13 protein-coding genes and 2 pseudogenes are annotated in these 18,620 nt (G+C 73.2%); 4 read left to right on the top strand and 11 right to left on the bottom strand.

Features of this window, described 5'->3' with window-relative positions; all coding sequences use genetic code 11:
• Positions 1-237 precede the first annotated feature (237 nt).
• The 7 genes and pseudogenes from pheA to ACZ53K_RS24170 all read right to left on the bottom strand — a co-directional run bounded on the left by pheA (position 238) and on the right by ACZ53K_RS24170 (position 8,173).
• Positions 238-1,164 (bottom strand): prephenate dehydratase, encoded by a 927-nt coding sequence (gene pheA / locus ACZ53K_RS24200; RefSeq protein ID WP_468840234.1) that lies wholly within the window; start codon positions 1,162-1,164, stop codon positions 238-240.
• Between the two features lie 164 nt (positions 1,165-1,328).
• A complete protein-coding gene (gene efeB, locus ACZ53K_RS24195) occupies positions 1,329-2,711 on the bottom strand; it encodes an iron uptake transporter deferrochelatase/peroxidase subunit (RefSeq protein WP_468840232.1) in 1,383 nt (460 codons plus the stop codon).
• Complete coding sequence (locus ACZ53K_RS24190) at positions 2,711-5,011, bottom strand: copper resistance CopC/CopD family protein (protein WP_468840230.1); 2,301 nt, start codon at positions 5,009-5,011, stop codon at positions 2,711-2,713. Before ACZ53K_RS24190 ends, efeB begins: the two co-directional genes overlap by 1 nt.
• 178 nt (positions 5,012-5,189) lie before the next feature.
• A pseudogene (locus ACZ53K_RS24185) lies at positions 5,190-5,630 on the bottom strand (copper chaperone PCu(A)C); the annotation flags it as partial.
• Positions 5,627-6,277, bottom strand: a complete 651-nt coding sequence (locus tag ACZ53K_RS24180) for an SCO family protein (RefSeq protein WP_468840229.1) — start codon at positions 6,275-6,277, stop codon at positions 5,627-5,629. The gene ACZ53K_RS24180 and the pseudogene ACZ53K_RS24185, both read right to left, overlap by 4 nt.
• A gap of 80 nt (positions 6,278-6,357) precedes the next feature.
• Positions 6,358-7,158, bottom strand: a complete 801-nt coding sequence (locus tag ACZ53K_RS24175) for a YcnI family copper-binding membrane protein (protein WP_468840227.1) — start codon at positions 7,156-7,158, stop codon at positions 6,358-6,360.
• A 136-nt stretch (positions 7,159-7,294) separates the two neighbouring features.
• Complete coding sequence (locus ACZ53K_RS24170; RefSeq protein WP_468840225.1) at positions 7,295-8,173, bottom strand: hypothetical protein; 879 nt, start codon at positions 8,171-8,173, stop codon at positions 7,295-7,297.
• Positions 8,174-8,475: 302 nt separating this feature from the next.
• On the opposite strand from ACZ53K_RS24170, the gene ACZ53K_RS24165 reads away from it, so the two are divergent.
• Together ACZ53K_RS24165 and ACZ53K_RS24160 are read left to right on the top strand one after the other, a co-directional pair.
• Positions 8,476-8,967 (top strand): ATP-binding protein, encoded by a 492-nt coding sequence (locus tag ACZ53K_RS24165; RefSeq protein ID WP_468840224.1) that lies wholly within the window; start codon positions 8,476-8,478, stop codon positions 8,965-8,967.
• Between the two features lie 475 nt (positions 8,968-9,442).
• Complete coding sequence (locus ACZ53K_RS24160; protein ID WP_468840221.1) at positions 9,443-10,096, top strand: TetR/AcrR family transcriptional regulator; 654 nt, start codon at positions 9,443-9,445, stop codon at positions 10,094-10,096.
• Between the two features lie 129 nt (positions 10,097-10,225).
• On the opposite strand, the gene ACZ53K_RS24155 is transcribed toward ACZ53K_RS24160, so the two are convergent.
• Together ACZ53K_RS24155 and ACZ53K_RS24150 are read right to left on the bottom strand one after the other, a co-directional pair.
• Complete coding sequence (locus ACZ53K_RS24155; protein WP_468840218.1) at positions 10,226-11,698, bottom strand: aminopeptidase P family protein; 1,473 nt, start codon at positions 11,696-11,698, stop codon at positions 10,226-10,228.
• A 149-nt stretch (positions 11,699-11,847) separates the two neighbouring features.
• Positions 11,848-13,611: a PP2C family protein-serine/threonine phosphatase gene (locus tag ACZ53K_RS24150; protein ID WP_468840215.1), complete on the bottom strand. Its 1,764-nt coding sequence runs from the start codon at positions 13,609-13,611 to the stop codon at positions 11,848-11,850.
• Between the two features lie 671 nt (positions 13,612-14,282).
• Between ACZ53K_RS24150 and ACZ53K_RS24145 the strand changes: the two genes are divergently transcribed.
• Together ACZ53K_RS24145 and ACZ53K_RS24140 are read left to right on the top strand one after the other, a co-directional pair.
• On the top strand, positions 14,283-15,002 hold the full coding sequence (locus ACZ53K_RS24145; RefSeq protein WP_468840212.1) for a bifunctional DNA primase/polymerase: 720 nt from the start codon (positions 14,283-14,285) through the stop codon (positions 15,000-15,002).
• Between the two features lie 285 nt (positions 15,003-15,287).
• Positions 15,288-15,989 carry a hypothetical protein gene (locus tag ACZ53K_RS24140; protein ID WP_468840209.1) on the top strand — a complete coding sequence of 234 codons (702 nt, stop codon included), beginning with the start codon at positions 15,288-15,290 and terminating at the stop codon, positions 15,987-15,989.
• 427 nt (positions 15,990-16,416) lie between these two features.
• Here ACZ53K_RS24140 and ACZ53K_RS24135 read toward each other — a convergent pair whose 3' ends face one another.
• Together ACZ53K_RS24135 and ACZ53K_RS24130 are read right to left on the bottom strand one after the other, a co-directional pair.
• Positions 16,417-17,385: a DUF5926 family protein gene (locus ACZ53K_RS24135; protein ID WP_468840207.1), complete on the bottom strand. Its 969-nt coding sequence runs from the start codon at positions 17,383-17,385 to the stop codon at positions 16,417-16,419.
• 622 nt (positions 17,386-18,007) lie between these two features.
• Positions 18,008-18,589 (bottom strand): annotated as a pseudogene (locus ACZ53K_RS24130) (ATP-binding protein); the annotation flags it as partial.
• Between the last annotated feature and the right edge of the window lie 31 nt (positions 18,590-18,620).

Below are 18,620 nucleotides of genomic sequence, written 5' to 3'. Positions count from 1 at the left end.
TTGTTCGCGTAATTTGCGCTGACGCGGAACGGGGTGTGGCGCTGTGGAAGGCCCTGGGGGTCGGTAGAGCAATATGTCGACTCTGACCGGGTTCTGGTGGCTGTCGTGTCGACTTATCCCCAGGTCGAGAACGGGGCCTGTGGATAACTTTGTGGACAACTTCAAGAGCCCAGACCAGGCCCCCGGCGGAACCCTCCGGTTCCTCTCCGACCGCTCCGTCACCCGCCGTCGGAGGTCTCAGGCCCGCCCGTCGAGGCAACGCGTCAGCCAGTCCGCCGCGTCCGTGAAGGCCCCGTCGACCGTGTCCGGCCGTACGTTCGCCCGCACCTGGTCCGCGCGCGGGTACGACCCGAGGAAGCGCACCTCCCGGCAGACCCGCTTGAGCGCCATCAGCACCTCGCCGACCCGGCGGTCCGTGAGGTGCCCCTCGCAGTCCACCGAGAAGCAGTACTGGCCGATGCCCTCGCCGGTCGGCCGCGACTCGATGCGCATCATGCTGACGCCGCGGGCCGCGTACTCCTGGAGCAGCTCCAGCAGCGCGCCGGGGTGGTTCTCGCGCAGCCACAGCACGACCGAGGTCTTGTCGGCGCCGGTACGCGCCGCGGGGCGGGCCGGGCGGCCGACCAGCACGAAGCGGGTGGCGGCGTTCTGCGCGTCGTGGATCTCGGTGACCAGCGGTTCGAGGCCGTACGTCGCCGCCGCGAACTCGCCCGCGAAGGCGCCGTCATAGCGGCCCTCCTGGACCAGGCGCGCACCGTCCGCGTTGGAGGCCGCCGACTCCCACACCGCCTCCGGCAGGTGCCCCGCGAGCCACTTGCGCACCTGCGGCTGGGCGACCGGGTGCCCGGTGACCGTCTTGACGTCCGACAGCTTCGTACCGGGCCGCACGAGCAGCGCGAACGCGATCGGCAGCAGCACCTCGCGGTAGATCATCAGCGGTTCGCCGGCGGCCAGTTCGTCGAGGGTCGTGGTCACCCCGCCCTCGACCGAGTTCTCGATCGGCACCAGCGCGGCCGCGGCCTCGCCGGCCCGTACCGCGTCCAGCGCGGCCGGCACGGACACCATCGGGACCAGCTCGCGGGTGGCGGACTCCGGCAGCGTCCGCAGGGCCGCCTCCGTGAACGTTCCCTCGGGTCCCAGGTACGTATAGCGGCTGACCGACATGTCCCTCTGACTCCCTCACGCTCCGGTGGGGACCGCCTCGCCGATCACCCGCTCGCCACGTTACCCGCCCGGCCGCCCGCTCCGGCCGGGAAGCCCGGATCAGCTCGCGGGCCCCAGGGCCGCCGTACAGCCCCTTTAGTCCCGCAGGACACACATGCGAAGGGTCACCCCTCCAGCAATGGCTGCCCCACGTACCCGCCCGGCACCGCGGCCGGCGGTACGGCGAACAGCCCGCTCGCCTCGTGCCGCAGGAAGGGCGACAGCGCGTCCCCACGGTCCAGCTTGCGCTGGATCGGGATGAAGGAGCGCAGCGGGTCGGCCTGCCAGCAGACGAACAGCAGCCCGGCGTCCGGGGCGCCGTCGTCCCGGAACCCGTCGTGGAACGAGTAGGGCCGCCGCAGCATGGCCGCGCCCTGGTTGGACTCCGGCGCCGCGATCCGCGCGTGCGCGTCGGCCGGGACGACCGGCAGCCCGTCCGGACCGTTCCTGTCCAGGTCCATCTTCGTGTGCTCGTCGCCGCCGGTCAGCGGCGCGCCGTCGGCCTTGCGGCGGCCTATGACCTTCTCCTGCTTGGCGAGCGGCTGCTTCTCCCAGTCGTCCAGCAGCATCCGGATACGGCGGACGACCGCGTACGAGCCGCCGCGCATCCAGGCGTACGGGCCGCCGGCGGCGTCCCGGCCGACGAAGATCCGCTCGTTGAAGTCGGAGTCCGTGGGCTTGGGGTTGTTGGTGCCGTCCACCTGGCCCATCAGGTTGCGGGTGGTCATCGGGCTCGCGGTGGCGCCGGGCGTGCGGTTGAAACCGTTCATCTGCCAGCGCAGCCGCGCGGCGTCCCCGGCCTCCTTCTGGAGGGCGCGCAGCGCGTGGAAGGCGACCAGCGCGTCGTCGCAGCCGATCTGCACCCACAGATCGCCGTTGCTGCGACCGGCGTCCAGCGCGTCCGAGGAGAAGTCCGGCAGCGGTTCGAGCTGGCGGGGGCGGCGCTCCGTCAGCCCCGTACGGTCGAAGAAGGTGCGGCCGAAGCCGAAGGTGACGGTGAGCGAGGACGGGCCCGCGTCCAGCGCGACCCCGGTGTCCGTGGCCGGCGTGCGCCCGGCCATCAGCTCCTCGGCCGTCCGCGACCAGCGGCGCAGCAGCGCGGCCGCTTCCTTGCGCCCGGCGCCCGGCGCGAGGTCGAAGGCGACGAGGTGGCCGCGCGCCTGGAGGGGCGTGGTGATGCCCGCCTGCTGCTTGGCGCGCTCGTCGCGGAAGGCGACCGTGGTCGCGCCGACGCTGCTCAGCGCGGCGGGCGGGTCGTCCTGGGCGGCGGTGACACCGATCGCACCGCCCGCGGCACCGGCGACGAGACCCGCCGCGCCCGCCGCGCCTACGGTGCCCAGCAGGCGCCGACGGGACAGTTCGACGCGATCGGGGTTCTCGGCGCGCTCGGGCCCGGTGCCGGAGCCGGTGGGGGAACCGGTGCCGGAGCCGTTGTCGGAAGCGCGGTCGGAACCGGTGCGGCCGTCGGCCCCGGAGGCGTCGCCGGAAGGAGAAGCGGTGGTCGTCATCAGTTGATCTTCACGTTCCTGGTTTCGGTCACCTGGTCGATGTCGGAAGTCCGTACGACCAGGGAGAGCTGCCACTGTCCGGGCACCGGCAACTGGACGTCGCGCGCGCTCCAGTGTCCCTCGCTGACGTGGTCGAGGGTGACCGGCAGCGGCCCGAGGTCCTTGTCCTTGAGGGTGAAGGAGACCTTCACCTCGGGGACGTCCTGCGTCCGGCCGTCCGGATCGGCGATCCGCAGATGCAGGGCGTTGGCACTGCCGCTGCGGCCGGGGTCCAGATCGACGCGTGCGGTGCCCTTGCCGCGCGCGCCGCCGGTGTCGAAGGGGATGTTCAGCACCTGCGGCTGGTTGGCGTCGGCCGACTGCCCGGCCCCGCCGACCGCCTTCACGGCCGCCTCCGTACGCGCCGGTTCGGTGGAGGTGAGCACGGTGGTGACGGCCAGCACCACCACGGCGACCGACGCCTCGGCGAGAACCGAGCGGCGCAGCCCGGAACGCTCCGGGTCGGCGTCGCGGATGCGCTTCGTACGGGCGGTGGCCAGCGCGGCGCGCTGCCGGGCGAGCTGCTCGGCGCGCGCGGGGTCGACGTCTTCTGGTGGAGCGGGGGTGTCCGTCGCCCCGTCGGCGTCCGTCGCTCTGCCTGCCTCTGTCGCTCCGCCGGTCTCCGTCGGGCGCGCGGTGGCGTCGGCCGGTGCGGTCTCTTGTTCCGGTGCCGCTGCTCCCCGCGCCGTCCCCGCCCCCGCACGCGCGGCCACGCTCTCCAGTACGGCGGTGGCCTCCGCCTCCGGGGCCGGGCCCTCGCCCAGCCGCGCCGTCCAGCGCCGCGAGAACCAGGCGACGCCGACGAGGACGACGACCAGCGCCACCTTGACCAGCAGCAGCTTCCCGTACGAGGTGTCGGCCAGCGCCTTCCAGGTGCCGACCTGCCGCCATGACTGGTAGACACCGGTGGCCACCACGACCAGGACGGAACCGAACGCGAGCCGCGAGAAGCGCCGTACTTCGGAGCGGGTCACGGACGGGCCCCGGTAGAGCGAGACGAGCAGCGCGGTCAGACCGCCGAGCCAGGTGGCGACGGCCAGCAGGTGCAGGACGTCGGCGGGCATGGCGACGGCGGTCTGCAGACCGGTCGAGGCGTGCTCGGCCATCGCCCAGGTCGCGGCCAGCCCCACGGCGACGATGCCGCCGCCGACGGAGAGCCCGAAGGTGAGGTCCTTGCGGCGCTTGGCGTCGGCGGCGAAGCCGGCGGGTGGGGCGCCCGGGGCATCCGGGACGCCTGGGGCGATGGATGTGTCCGAGGTCGCCGAGGCGCCCGGGGCTGCCGAGGTGCTCGGTGCTGCCGTGGTGCTCAGGGCCTCCGTGGAACTCCTGGCCTCCGTGGTTTCCGGGGCGCTCGACGCGCCTTCTCCCGCCGTCTCCGCGCCCGTACGCCCCTCACCCCGCTGCGCGCGGGTGTACGCGCCGAAGAGGACGGCCACGAAAAGTGCCGCGGCGGCGAGCAGCAGCAGCCGGGAGACCAGCGCGGCCCCCGGCTTGGTCTCCAGGACCTGGCGGAGTCCGCCGAGGTCGAAGATGTCGGCGAGGTCGCCGGACGTCGTGTACGGGGTGCGCAGCAGCAGCATCGCGATGGTCGCGGCGGTCAGCGCGGCCCAGCTGCGGGCGACCAGGCGCTGTACGGACCGTACGCGCGCGGCGGCCGGGCGGCAGATCAGGACGAACGCCGCCCCGCCCACCAGGACGACGAAACCCGCGTACGCGAGGTAGCGGGCGATGCCGTACAGCGCGCCGACCACGCCGCCGCCGGCTTCCTGCTGCGGCAGCGGGGCGCTCGTCTCGGAGGGCGCGCCCACGGAGAAGGTGAAGGCGCCGGAGACCGGGTGGCTGTCGGCGGAGACGGCCTGCCAGGCGACGGTGTACGTGCCGTCCGGGAGCCCGGGCGGCAGTCCGGCGCCGTACTTGACCGTCTCGCCGCTGCACAGGTCGCGCAGCTTGCCGCGGTCCACCCGCTTGCCCTGCGGGTCCAGGACCCGGACCGAGTCGTCGCCCATCGCGACGCCTTCGGAGAAGGTGAGGGTGACCTGTTCGGGTGCGCTCTGCACCACCGACCCCTGCGCGGGAGTGCTGCCGGTCAGCGCGGCATGGGCGGAGGCCGGGGCGGCGCCCCCGAAGAGCGCGCCGAGCACGGCCGCCGCGAGCACCAGGAGGCGCAGTGCGTACGACCGGCGGGCGCGCGGGGCGCTGCCCCGGCGTGTGCCCGGAGCGCGGGCGCCGGAGCCCGGTGCGCAGAGGACGGTGGTGGTCATGGCGAGGCGCCCCCTACTTCTTGGCGTCGTGCTGCGAGTGGTCGTCCGTGGATCCCTCGTGCTGCGAGCCGCCCTGCTGGGAGCCGTCGTGCTGCGAGCCGCCGTGCTGCATCGATCCGTGGCCGGCCGCGTCCCCGTTGCCGCCCCCGCCGCCGGAGCCGGTCTTGGCCCCGCCGTTCTTCGGGACGTAGGTCGCGGACTCGACCGGGATGTCGACCTTGACCGGCCCGGACTTGTCGAAGTGCAGCTCCACGCTGACCCGCTGGCCCTCGGCCGGCTTCTTCTTCAGCCCCATGAACATCAGGTGATTGCCGCCGCGGGCGAGTTCCAGCTCGCCGTTGGCGGGTATGTCCAGGGACTTGACCTGCTCCATCTTGTTGTTCTTCGTGGTGTGGATGGTGACGTCGTCGCTCAGGTCGCTGGTGACGGAGGTGAGCTTGTCGGCCGTACCGCCGGAGTTCTTGATGACCATGAACGCGCCGGCCATGCTCTGGTCGACCGGCTGCGGCAGGTACGCCCCCGAGACCTTCAGCTCGGGTGCGCTGTCCCCGCCGCAGCCCGCGAGGGCGAATCCGGCGGTGAGGGCGAGTACGGCGGCGAGGGTGGTGCGGCGGTTCACGGGTTCTGCCCCTTGATGATCTTCGGAAGTGCCTTGGAGTAGTGGTCGACGCCGGCGTCCTGCATCCCCATCCAGTGGATCTTGTCGTCCTTGGGGGAGCTGAGCAGGACCTGCGCGCCGTGGGTGGAGACCACGTCGCCGTTCTTCTTCTTGACGGGCTTCTCGATGCCGATGTTCACGCTGCGCGCGCCGGCCTGGATGGTGTCGAAGGAGCCGGTCAGGCCGACGAACTTCTTGTTGATGCCGCCGAGCCACTTCTTGAGCGCGGCGGGGGTGTCCCGCTCGGGGTCCGAGGTGACGAAGACGACGCGCAGGTCGTCCTGTTCGGCCTTGGGCAGCTGCCGCATCGCGACGTCGATGTTGTTCATCGTCAGCGGGCAGACGTCCGGGCAGTGGGTGTAGCCGAAGTAGACCAGGGTCGGGTGGCCCTTGGTCTGTTCGAGCAGGTCGTACTTCTTGCCCTCGGTGTCCGTCAGGACCAGGTCCGGCTTCTCCATGGGCCGGTCGAGCGTGACGACCGGCTCGGATCGGGTGCCGCCGGAGACGCTGGCGGCGGGCTTGTCACTGTCGTCGCCGCTGCCGCAGGCGGACAGGGCCAGGGCCGAGACCAGCGCGATACCGGCGGCGGTCAGGTTCCTCTTACGCATGTACGTGTGTCCCGTTTTCAGGAAGGGTGCGCCGGCCCGGCGTCCGGGGAGTCGGGCGCCGGGGCGGGCACGGGGTCGGGTCAGGCGCCGCGGCGCCGGCCGGCGAGCACGCCGAACGCGACTCCGATGATGCCGACGACGATGCCGGCGCCGCCCAGGACGCGCGCCGTGGTGTCGCTGCCGTCCGCGGCGGCCTGCTGAGCGGTGCCCGCGTCGCCGCCGGCGTTCTTCGCGTCGGCCGTGCCGGAGCCGTGGCCGTCACCGGACGCGGGGGTCAGCTTGAGCACCGGCGCCGGGTTCTCCGGCTCGGGGCCACCCTCCTTGGTCGGCTCGATCCACCGTACGACCTCGTCGTTGTCGTACGTCTGGAGGGCCTTGAAGACCAGCTTGTCGGCCTTGGGCAACTGGCCGACGGAGACCGGGAACTGCTGGAACTGACCGGGCCCGATCTTGCTGCCGTCCGCCGTCCAGGTGATCTTCGAGACGGCCTCGGTGAGCTTCTTGCCGTGCGTTTCGAGGGGCTTGTCGAGCTTGGACTTGGTGACGTCCACCTTCCAGCCCGGCACCGGCTGCGGCATGGCGGACGCCAGCGGGTGGTCGGTCGGCAGGGTCACTTCGAGCTTCACGGTCGAGGCGTTGTCGCGCTCGTTGGGGACCTTGAAGTTGATCGTCGCGTACCCGCCCTGCTCGGCCTGGCCGGGCTGCACGCTGACGTGCGCGAAGGCGGGTACGGCGAGCAGCAGCACGCTGCCCGCGGCGAGGCCGCCGACGACGGGCAGGCGGCGGGCGAGCCGGCCGCGGCGGCCGGTGCCCGGTGTCCGGGCGGCGTCCGGTGACGGCGCAGCGGTGGACGGTGACGGTACGGCAGGGCTCTCAGACATGGCGGAAATGCACTCCACAGGCAGGAGGGACGGGGGAGGAACGGCTGGCGCGCGTGCGACGACGACGGCGCACGCCGCCTCCTCCCGTGCGCCGGGGCGTACCCGGTCCTGGTGCGGGGAGTGCGGTGCGTGGTCGTCAGGCCGCTGGAGCCAGGGCGGGCGGGCCCCGCCTGACGACACTGTGCTGGAGCGCGAGTTCCTTCGGGCGGGCTTGGTCATTCCCGTACGAAAAACGCGCCACGGGGTGTGTGTCCGCCGCCCCCAGGAGCCCGGAGCACAGGGCGCGTACGAGCGCCAGCGCGCCGCGCAGCGCGCCCACGAGTGCTTCCGCCATGGCCGACGTCTCCCGCGCCGCGGGCGCCGAGAGCCGTACGAGCCGCCACAGGGCCGCCTCGCCGCGGCGCAGCAGCCAGCCGGCGGCGAGCGCCGCGAGCAGGTGCGCCAGCAGCATCGGCAGCGAGGGCAGCAGCCCGTGCGCCGCCGTGGCGGCCGTGGCCGCCGGGTCCATGGCGTGCCCGGCGCCGTCGCCCGGAGCGCCGGGGCCGCCCGGGCCGAAGGCCGAGGTGTGCAGGATGCGGCGCGCCTCGGCGCCGTCCAGCTGCCCCGCGCCGAGGCCGCAGGTGATGTGCCGTGCGAGGGAGATCGCCGCCTGGTCGGAGAGCCCGCCACCGGGAAGGCCGCTGCCGGGGTGCCCGCCGCCGGCCGGTGCCGCGGCGTCCACGGGCGCGGTGGCCATCCGGTGCTGCCCCAGCGCGAAGACGGTGTGCAGCGCGAGCTGACCGACGGCCAGCGCCACGGCGATCCCGGGCAGCGAGCGCTCCCGCCCGGCCAGCGGCGCCGCGACGGCGAACACCGCCGCGCAGCCCACGCCCAGCGTCCACAGTGGAACGGCGGCGCAGGATCCGATCATGTGCCCGGCCGCGGACAGCGCGACACAGACCGCGGTGAACACCGCGGCCCTCAGCAACCGCAGGTCCGCGGCGGCGCGCTCTTCGGGGTCGGACGGGGCAGACATGGCCGCGCCATCATCCCACTGCCCTTACGGCCCGCATACGGCAGGTCCGCCGCCCGGCACCGCGCGGACCGCACCGTTCCGGTCCGGGCAGGTCAGGTGGGGGCGCGGGGAAGCGGGAGCGGCTCCGGCGCACTGACAAGGAGCGCCGGAGCGCGCGCGGGCGCACGGAAGGCATCGCTACACCGGCAGGTGCCGGGGGCGCATCCGCCGAATGAGCGGTGTCACGCCCGGAGCACGCTTACGGACCATGCGCCCCGGCAATACGTATCGGTATGTCGAGCCGCGACCAGGAGGCTGCAGCGATGAGCATCTGGTGGTCCCTGCACCTGCGGCGTGAGGCCGCGAGCGTTCCGCTCGCCCGGCGGCTCCTGCTGGGAACGATGGAGACGGCCGGGGTGGACCCGGATGTCTGCCACGACCTGTCCGTCGCCCTCTCCGAAGCGTGTGCGAACGCCGTCGAACACGGTGGCGACGCCGCTACGGAGGACTACCGGGTCACCGCCTTCATCAACGGCGACACCTGTCGTATCGAAGTCACCGACTCCGGTCCCGGATTCCGGGAGCGGGCCCGCAGGTCCAAGCGCCCCGGGCGGAGCGCGATGCCCGATCACGCGCCGCCCCCACCCATGGCAGCCCCCGCCCCGGCCCAGGCCGAGCATGGACGGGGGCTCTTTCTGATCGAGGCCCTGACCGACCACGTCCGCTACCGCAACCGCACCGGGCGGCGCGGCGCGGTGGTCAGCTTCGACAAGATCCTCAAATGGAAGGAGGAGGTGCCGTTGATGGCGTCGTGAACGGTCGCGTGCGGGAAGGCGGAATCCGATCGGAGATCCCGCACCCCGGCGACCAGGCGTGCCAGGGCCGGACAGGGGGTCACCGTTCACGGTATCCGGACAGGCCGTGGCTTCTTGCGTGGTGACAGGTGCAGCTCGGCCAGGTGCTCGTGGTCCGGAGCGAGCACGGCCAGGCGACCGTCGCGGTTCGCCCGGACGACGATGGCGGGTGGCATGGCACCGGCTGGGTCGGCGGCGAGGGTGAAGCGACCCGCGTACGCACCGGCTCCGACGTGCCGAAGAAGTGTCCGGGAGCCGCCGCCCGGCCGGCGCCCCGTACGGTGGCGGGTTGCGCGGTCCCGCAGGGGAAGGACGTCCCCCGCCGCGTCCCCGACTGCCGCGGGACCCACGCACACCCGCTCTAACGCGAGGTGACTCGCGTTAGCGTGTTCTGGACGATACGTGGCCTGAACCCGCACTGCAATACGGAGCCGCCGTGAGCACAGCGCAGCACCCTCCCGGAGCGTCCCGGCCGGGGGGACGTACCGCGCGTACCAGACAAGCCGTCCTGGACGCGGCCTTCGCGGAACTGGGCGAGGGCGGGTACGCCGCTCTCACCATGGAGCGGATCGCCCAGCGCTCCGGCGTCCACGTCGCGACGATCTACCGCCGCTGGCGCTCCACCGAGGGCATCGTCTGCGAGCTGATGGCCGACCTGAGCGCCGAGATCCCCCTCCCGGACACCGGCACGCTCCGCGGTGACCTGCGCGCGCTGTCCCGTTCGATCGCCGCCTTCTACACGGAACCGCGCTACTACGGGCTGCTGGAAGCGGTGGTGTCCGCCGCCGCCCGCCAGTCCGAGGCCGCCGACATGCTGCGGCAGTTCTTCGACCAGCGGCTGCGGCTGGCCGGCGGCATGGTGACGCGCGCCGCGGAGCGCGGCGAGCTCCCCGCTGCCGGCGCCGACCCGGATGAGGTCCTGGCCGCCCTGGGCGCGCCGTTCTACTACCGGCTGCTGATCGCCCGCAGACCCGTCGACCTCCGGCTGGCCGACTGCGCCGCGGAGGCCGCGTGGGTGGCGGCACGGGCCGGGGTCTTCGCGCACGCCGGGGGCGCCGGGAGCGATGAGAACGCCGAAGGCGGCCGGTAATGGCGAAGGCGCCGGTAACGGCGAAGGCGGCCGGTGGCTCCCGTAGGAGCCACCGGCCGCCTCCCAGCGCCCGTGATCAGGTCAGGCCAAATCAGATCAGGTCCAAAGTGGAATCTGATCGGACTCGGATCAGGCCCGGCGCCCCGTCAGCTCAGCCATCCAGGCCTCGACCTCGTCCGCGCGGCGCGGCAGCGCGGCGGACAGGTTCCGGTTGCCGTCCGCGGTGACGAGGATGTCGTCCTCGATGCGGACGCCGATGCCGCGGTACTCCTCCGGCACGGTCAGGTCGTCGGCCTGGAAGTACAGGCCGGGCTCGACGGTCAGCACCATGCCGGCCTCCAGTGTCCCGTTCACGTACGACTCCGTACGGGCGGCGGCGCAGTCGTGGACGTCCAGGCCGAGCATGTGGCCGGTGCCGTGCAGGGTCCAGCGGCGCTGCAGCCCCAGCTCCAGAACCCGGTCCGCCGGGCCCTCGACCAGGCCCCACTCGACCAGCTTCTCGGCGAGCACACGCTGCGAGGCGTCGTGGAAGTCGCGGAACGCGGCACCCGGCTTGACCGCCGCGATGCCCGCCTCCTGGGCCTCGTACACCGCGTCGTAGATCTTGCGCTGGAGGTCGTTGTACGTGCCGTTGATCGGCAGCGTACGGGTGACGTCCGCGGTGTAGAGGCTCGTGGTCTCCACGCCGGCGTCCAGCAGGAGCAGGTCGCCGGAGCGGACCTCGCCGTTGTTGCGGACCCAGTGCAGCGTGGTGGCGTGCGGCCCGGCGGCGCAGATCGAGCCGTAGCCGACGTCGTTGCCCTCGACGCGGGCGCGCAGGAAGAACGTTCCTTCGATGTAGCGCTCGCTGGTCGCCTCGGCCTTGTCCAGGACCTTCACGACGTCCTCGAAGCCGCGCACGGTCGAGTCGACCGCCTTCTGCAGCTCGCCGACCTCGAAGTCGTCCTTCACCAGCCGGGCCTCGGAGAGGTGGACCCGCAGCTCTTCGTCGCGCTCGGCGGTGACCTTGTCGGTCAGTGCCGCCTCGATGCCCGCGTCGTGGCCGCGCACGACGCGTACCGGGCCGGTCGCCTCGCGCAGCGCGTCCGCCAGCTCGCGCACGTCCGCGCAGGCGACGCCGAGCAGCGTCGCGGCCTCGGTCAGGCTGTTGCGGCGGCCGACCCACAGCTCGCCCATGCCGTTCAGCCAGAACTCGCCGTTCTCACGGTCGGAGCGGGGCAGCCGGTAGACGGTCGCGTCGTGGCCCTCGCCGTTCTCGCGGGGCTCCAGGACGAGCACGCTGTCGTCGGTCTGGTCACCGGTGAGGTAGACGAACTCGGTCGACGCGCGGAAGTCGTACTCGGTGTCGTTGGAGCGGGTCTTCAGGTTGCCCGCCGGGATCACCAGACGCTCGCCGGGGAAGCGGCGGGACAGCGCCTCGCGTCGCCGGGCCGCGTTCGGCGCCTGCTCGATGGGCTCCAGGTCGCGCAGCTCGGTGTCGGCCCAGCCCGACTTCATGTTCGCCGCGAGCTCGTCCGATACGCCCGGGTAAAGGCCGTTCTTGCGCTGCTTGATCGGCTGCTCGTCCTCGTCCGGGGTCTCCGGCGTGAGCTCGTCGGTCACTATGCCTCCTTGTAAGACTGCACCGCATTCCATCGTAAGTGCGCAGAGAACGGGGTCCAGGGGCCGGAAGCGGTGAGGTATCAGACAGTCCGGGCGGGAGTACGGACGCGCGGCCGGATACGGATGCGGGCGCGCGCAGGGGTACCGCTCTACTCGAAGTACGCCGCGAGCACCACCACGTCCTCCGGGGACTCCGGGTCGTCGAGTCCGTCCGGCAGCAGGGCGCGGAGCAGGTGATCCGTCAGCGCCTCGGGATCGTGGCGTACGGCCCGGGGGACGCCCGCGGCGGCGGAGTGCAGCCGGGCGAAGGCGCGGTCCATCGGCTCGCCGGTGCGGCGCAGCAGCCCGTCGCTGTACAGCAGAAGGGTTTCTCCTGGCGCCGGTGCCAGCTCGACGCTCGGTGCTTCCCAGCACGCCAGCATCCCGAGCGGCGCGGACAGCGTGGTCTCCACGTACTCGGTACGCCGGTCGCCGATGATCAGCGGCGGGCAGTGGCCCGCCCCGGCCAGCACGATCCGGCGCCCGGCCGCCGCACCGCCGGTTCCTCCGTACGCACCGGTGCTCACACCCGGCAGCCCCGTGCCCATGCCCGGCAGCCCGGCTCCGGCGCCTGGCGGCCCGCCCGGGCCCGTACCCGGCCCTGCCCCCGGCCCCGCAGCGGCTCCCGGTGCGCCCGGCGGGGCCTCGGCGAACGCGAACAGGGCCGTCGCGCTGCGTGCCGGCTCGGTCAGCCGCAGCAGCAGTTCGAGGTCGGCGAGGACCGCGACCGGGTCCTCGCCCTCCATCACCGCATATGCGCGCAGCGAGGCACGCAGCCGTCCCATGGCGGCCACCGCGCCCGGCCCGGAGCCGGTGACGGAGCCGACCGCCAGGCCCAGCGCGCCGTCCGGCAGCGGGAGCGCGTCGTACCAGTCGCCGCCGCCGAGCGGCCCGGAGCTGTGCCGTACCGCGAGCCGCACGCCGGGGGCGCGGGGCAGCCTGCTGGGCAGCAGTTCCTCGCGCAGCGTCGCGACGGTCTGCCGCTGGCGGTGCAGTTCGAGGAGGCGGGCGAGGTGTTCAGTGGCGTACGCGAGGTAGCGGCCGACGAGGTGGCGCCGGCGTTCGCCGGGCTCGGTGGGTTCGTCGTAGAGCCAGACCGCGGCGCCGAACCGGCCGAAGGCGCCGGCCTCCAGCGGTACGGCGTAGCTGGCCGCGTAGCCGAGGCGGGCGGCGACCTCCCGCAGGCGGGGGTCGAGGCCGGGTTCGCCGGGGATGTCGGGCTGGGCGATGTGGCCGTGCCCGCAGGCGACGCAGCCGGAGCCGTCGGGTCTCTCCTGCCTCTCAGCCCTCTCCGGCCCCTCCTCCGTCCTCTCCGGTCCCTCTTCCGTCCTATCCGACCCCTCTGCCCGCTCTGTTCTCTCTGTCCTCTCCGGTCTCTCCGGTCTCTCCTGTTTCTCCGGCGCGGCGCCGGAGCCGGGTGCCCGGTCCCGTCCGTCGGATGCCCGGCCCCGTTCCCCGGGTGTCCGGTCCCGTTCATGCCCGTCCGTCACCGGAAGGCCGTCGAGAATCCGGCCGAAGGACAGCGCGCGGCGCGGCACGGTTTCGAGGTGGCCGATGTCCGCCTGCCCGAGCCCGAGGCCGACGGTGGTGTCCGGGCCGCGCCCGTCGGGCGGTTCGAGGACGACCAGTCCGCGCCGGGCGCCCACCAGGGAGGCGCCGGCGCGCAGCAGTTCCCGGAGCGCGGCTTCGAGGGTTCGGGTGCGGGCCAGTTGCCCGGTGAGGTCGTGCAGCGTGGTGAGGTCGGAGATCCAGCTGGTGAGGCGGTCCTGGGCGGCCGTGGGGCGGGCCTCGGGCGGGGTGTCCGCAGGGGCTGCTGCGGTTGCGGACTCGGCAGTGTGCGTGGGGGCGGGAAGTGCTGGTTCGATTCCAGCCACTTTCGGAACGTGAGGGGTGGTCATGGCCGACGGCTTACGTAGCGCCGGGTGAAAGCCCAGGTCAGGCCGCAGGGTGGAGTGGATTGCGGCGTTTTGTTGAGTGCTGTTGAGTAGTGTGTCAAACTGCTCAATTTCCTCAATAGCATCGCAAACCCCCATGTCATGCTGCTCCGCTATTAATGCCTCCACATGTACACGCCCTGGTGACGCGATGTCCAGCATTGTCCTCATGGGGTTTGTGGTGTCAACGGGGTGAGCAAGTTGGCCGGAAAATATCCCCCCGAACGTCAATTTGAGGTCGACTGGCGGTGTTCGACAGTGCGTCATCACCACCATGGCGGGTACGTACTCGGAAAGGCGCGGAGTCAGTTGGGGCCGCGCCGGAACTCTCCGACGGGCACGGGCGTCTAACACGGCGACGACCGCGCCGCACCGCACCCCCAAGTGGCGGATCTGCTTCACGGGACAGCAAGCGCCATGCGTGCGCCACCCTCCGCCACGTTCCACGCTCGGCGTATGGCGTGATGCGCTGCTCTGTACACGCAGTGACCAGAGATCCACGTGGCGTCAGGGGTTCGCAGGAGCCACCGCGAAACGCCACGCAGCGGCATGAACCGGCATGTAGTGCGATGGACATAGCCCTCGGCGTTAACGGAAAGGAACGAGCGCTCATGCGCGAGATCCTCGGAAGGCGACGCAAGCTCCAGCTCCGGCGCGGCGGAAGGTCGGCGCTGCTCGGTGCGGCGCTCCACTGCGCCACCGAGTGGCAGTGGCCCGTACTCCCGGGCGTCGGGCTGCGGACCGGCGGGAAACAGGCGGGCGGCAAGACGTCCGGCGGACGGGGCCGCGCCGAGCGCGGTACGCGCCCGTGCAGCTGTCCGGACCCGGACTGCGTGGTGCCCGGCGCGCACCCCTTCGACCCCGGCCTGTTCGCGGCCACCACCGATGCCCGGATGGTGCGTTGGTGGTGGACGAACCGGCCGACCGCGCCCGTCCTGCTGGCCACCGGCGGCCGCGCGCCCTGCGCGCTGAGCCTGCCGGCCGTCGCCGGGGCGCGGGCGCTGGCCGCCCTGGACCACTTCGGCGTACGGACCGGCCCGGTTGTCGCCACCCCCACCCGATGGTCGTTGCTGGTCGCCCCGTACTCCCTAGCGGAACTGGGCGAGTTGCTGCACTCCCGGGAGTGGGTGCCGAGTTCGCTGCGCTTTCACGGCGAGGGCGGTTACGTGGTGCTGCCGCCGTCGCAGATCGGCGTGGGCAAGGTGCACTGGGAGCGGTCGCCGGGCACCGGTTCCGCCGCGCCCTGGCTGCCGCGGGTGGAGACCATCGTGGACGCCCTGGTCACCGCGAGCACCAGCGCGCCGGACGGCGGCAGCCGGCTCGCGTACTGAACCGCCCGGCCGGGCGCGCCCGCTCCGGCGCCCGCCCGGCGCCTGCCCCCCCCCGGGAGTCCCCCCGCACCCTTCTCCCGCCTCCTCCCACCCCCTCTCCTCCCCCTCACGCCGCTCGGCGCGGACGAAGAACGCGCGGGCGGTTCACTCGTACGGGTGTGAGCTGCCCGGTGTTGGCGGGGATTCGAGGGGACGAGCCCGGTATGCGCCCGTTCCGGGCCGATATGTTCGGCGCGCCGTCAATCCGACGGTCAATCCGTCGCCCTGACAACCCCAGGTGGTCCCATGGAGCGTGCGCCGCATCTCCGCATGATCGCGCTGGCGAGCACGGTCGCGCTCGCCGTCGCGCTGCCGCTGGCCGCCGCGACCGCCGGTCCGGCCGAATCCGATCGGTCGGCGGCCGACGGCTCCGCGAGTACTGCACATCCGGATGCCGGTGTTCCGGTTGGTACGGGTCCGTCCGCGGTGCCGGGGCCGTCGGCGGCTCCGCGTCCCCACGTGGCGCCGGGTCCGTACGCGGTACCGGGCCCGTCCCGCGGCGCGCACACGAATCCGCGCGCGGGTGCCACCGCCGCGCCCGCCGCCTCCGGTCCGCCCGTCGCCCCCCACCCGATGACCGCGTCCGACGGCCGCCGTGCCGCTCACTGCGGTCCTGAACTCGCTTCACCCGAAGGGGTGGAAGCTCAGGCATGTGTTCTTGTCGAGGATGGCCGGACCTGGGGGCGCACGTACTACCGCAACACCTCCGGCGAGCCCCTGCGCGCCGTACTGACCCTGATGCGGCCGGACGGCCGGACCGTGCAGGCGCACTGCGATCTGCCGGCCGGTGACGAGCCCGGGACCTGCGAAACCCCGCGCGAGCCGACCATTGGGGGTGCCCCGGCGCCGTACAGCGCGGTCGCGGAGGTCGCCGACGCGCGGGACGAGCGGAAGCTGCTGCGCTCCGGCAGCAACCCCGCACCGGGCAAGGGTGGTTCGGACCAATGACGGTACGGGGGCGGCGGGGCGCGGCCCGGACCAGGCGCGACAGCGGGCCGCGGCTGGCGCCAGGAGCGGCCGGTACGGGGGTGTGGCGGCCGTGGCTCGTACGGGCCGACAAGGGTGGGCGCGGCAGGCCGGACGCGGCGGGAGGCGGGCTCACAGGGGCCGCGGCGGGCCGGTCGCGCCGGGACGGTGTCCACACGGCGTTCTCGCGGCTCCGGGAGCGGCCGCCCGGTCCTGCGGACGCGGGCATGGAAGCGCCCGGTCGCTGGCGACGGGGGATGCACCAGCGACCGGGCTCCTAGAACGGTAACAAGAGATCCGCGGTTCGCAAATTCGATCGTGGAATTCCGGACGCGTATTTACTGGTCGGCACCGTGAGTTGTGACCGGAGTCACGCCCGTCGGCCCGATCCGCGCCCCAGGGGCCACGTTCAGCTCAGCGTCACCTGACGGTTGGTGAGGCCGCCGCGGGCACGGCGCTCCTCCGGCGTCAGCGGGGCGTCCGAGGCGAGCGCCGTGGCGAGCCGCTCCGCGAAGGCGGCGGCCGGCTTGGCCACGTCGTCCGCGCTCATCCCGGAGGGCAGGTCCCAGACCGGCACGACCAGACCGTGCGCGCGGAACGACCCGACCAGACGGGTGCCTTCACCGAGCGAGGACGTACCGGCGGCGTGCAGCCGGGCCAGCGCGTCCAGCAGCTGCTCCTCCGGGTGGGCCGTCACCCAGCGCAGGTGGTTCTTCTCGGGCGTCTCGCACCAGTACGCGCCCTCCAGGCCGTCCAGCCGCGCGGTCGGGATGGCGGCGGCGTTCGCCCGCTCCAGGGAGGCGGCGACCTCGCCCGTCGCGTTCTCGGCGTCCTCCACCCAGAACTCGAAGCCGGAGTGCACCTGCGGCTCGAACGGCGCGGCCGGGTCCAGCAGGTCCTGGAGACGCGGGCCGTCCGCCGCGGCGCGCTCGGCGGCGACCGGCGTGCCCGGCTCGGCGGCCAGCGCGCGGCGCAGCGTGTCGGCGAGGTCGCGGCTGAGGTCCCCCGAAGCGGTGTCGTTCTGCAGGCCGAGCAGGACGGCGCCGTTGTCGCGGCGCAGCGCCGGCCAGGCCATGGGCAGGACGGTCGCCAGTGTCACCGACGGCACACCCTCGGGCAGCCCGTCCTTGAGCGTCAACTCGACCGTGGCGGCGGGCACCAGCTCGCGCAGCGCCACCCAGTCGCACTCGCCCCGCAGGCCCTCGAAGGGGCGCCGCACCAGCTCGGTCACGGCGTGCGCCGCGCTCCGGCCGTGACACGCCTTGTAGCGGCGGCCCGAGCCGCAAGGGCAGGGCTCGCGCGCCCCGACGACGGGCACCTCGCCGTCCTTGAGCTGCGGTGCTGCGGCCTTGGTCTGGGGACGGCGCTTCTTGGCCATGGCGAGGCGTTCTCCTGGTCGATCCTGGGCGTACGGACGCGTTCCGGCGCGAGCCTAGACGACTGCGCCCCGCCCTGCGCCGCGCGCTGCGGTCCGCGGCCGCGTGCTGCCGGGGAGGCTGCCGGAGAAGGCCGCGGCGCGGCTTCCCGCCCACTGCCTTCGGGGGCCCGCCCCCCCCGCGACCGCGCTGGCCAACGGAATTGGTCCCACGCGACCGCTCGCCGCCGTACGGCCGTGTCGGCGTACCGGACGGCAGGGGTACGGCGCGGACGCGCACGGGCGACTGCCGGGCGCGTAGGCGGGGCGGGTGGGTGTGTTCCGGGCGGGGGGCCGGGCGGGGGCCGGCTGCCCCGCTGCCTCAGCTGGACGAGCGATTGCACTCCACCAGCGACAGCTCCGGCACCGCCACGGGAGCCGGATCACCGGACCGGACGGCCGGTTCCCCGACCCGCTCCCCGACCCGCTCCCGGTCCTGCTCTCGCTCCCGGTCCCGTTCCTGTGCCGGGGTCCGGTCGGTCCTCGGAAGGCCGACGGGGCGCCCCGGAGCAACGCCGTTCGACCGCCCGGGGAGCTTTCCGTGCCCGCCCCCGGAGAAGTCGGCGGACAGTTCCACCGGCAGGTCCACGCGCGTAGCGAACGCGCTGCGAAGGCCGCGCAGAGTCAGCAGGGCCCAGACCGTGACCTCGCCCTCCGTGTCCTCCACGCCCCATTCCTTGGCGAGGGACCGGATGATCGCCAGCCCGCGGCCGCCCTTGGCGGTGATCGACGGAGTGGCCGGTTGTGGCCGGGTCGGGCCGCCGCCGTCGGTGACCGAGATGGTCAGCTGGCCGTGCCCGTCGATGCGCCACGCGGCGCGTATCGCGTCCGGTGCCGCGTCGCGGGCGGAGCCCCGTACGGAACCCGGTGTCTCCAGCACGCATATCGGACGTGCGTGCCGACACGAATTGCTCAGCAGTTCGGAAAGAATGAGTACCGCGTCATCGACGACCGTGTCCTGAACGCCGCTTGCCAGCAGTTCGGCCCGCATGCGCCGCCTGGCCGAGCCGACCCCCGACGGACCATGGGGTACGGCCATGACCGACGCCGTCGGCACCTCTTGTGCCACCATCAACGCCACCCCCGAGACCTCCTTCGCCCCACGCCACGGGATGAATGCCCCAATGGCCTGGACCGGAAACCGGCCAATCCCGGTGCGGTGACGCACTCGTGACGATCGAATACGTGTCGAATGCGCC

The organism is Streptomyces sp. NPDC033221, assembly GCF_055577005.1.
The sequence above is the reverse complement of the archived record's forward strand: the minus strand, read 5'-3'. Positions and strand labels throughout refer to the sequence as shown.

What these genes read in the sequence shown, in the direction of transcription:
- pheA (WP_468840234.1), bottom strand. Translation starts at nt 1,164, where the DNA reads ATGTCGGTCAGCCGCTATACGTACCTGGGACCCGAGGGAACGTTCACG.
- efeB (WP_468840232.1), bottom strand. Translation starts at nt 2,711, where the DNA reads ATGACGACCACCGCTTCTCCTTCCGGCGACGCCTCCGGGGCCGACGGC.
- ACZ53K_RS24190 (WP_468840230.1), bottom strand. Translation starts at nt 5,011, where the DNA reads ATGACCACCACCGTCCTCTGCGCACCGGGCTCCGGCGCCCGCGCTCCG.
- ACZ53K_RS24180 (WP_468840229.1), bottom strand. Translation starts at nt 6,277, where the DNA reads ATGCGTAAGAGGAACCTGACCGCCGCCGGTATCGCGCTGGTCTCGGCC.
- ACZ53K_RS24175 (WP_468840227.1), bottom strand. Translation starts at nt 7,158, where the DNA reads ATGTCTGAGAGCCCTGCCGTACCGTCACCGTCCACCGCTGCGCCGTCA.
- ACZ53K_RS24170 (WP_468840225.1), bottom strand. Translation starts at nt 8,173, where the DNA reads ATGTCTGCCCCGTCCGACCCCGAAGAGCGCGCCGCCGCGGACCTGCGG.
- ACZ53K_RS24165 (WP_468840224.1), top strand. Translation starts at nt 8,476, where the DNA reads ATGAGCATCTGGTGGTCCCTGCACCTGCGGCGTGAGGCCGCGAGCGTT.
- ACZ53K_RS24145 (WP_468840212.1), top strand. Translation starts at nt 14,283, where the DNA reads ATGCGCGAGATCCTCGGAAGGCGACGCAAGCTCCAGCTCCGGCGCGGC.
- ACZ53K_RS24140 (WP_468840209.1), top strand. Translation starts at nt 15,288, where the DNA reads ATGGAGCGTGCGCCGCATCTCCGCATGATCGCGCTGGCGAGCACGGTC.
- ACZ53K_RS24135 (WP_468840207.1), bottom strand. Translation starts at nt 17,385, where the DNA reads ATGGCCAAGAAGCGCCGTCCCCAGACCAAGGCCGCAGCACCGCAGCTC.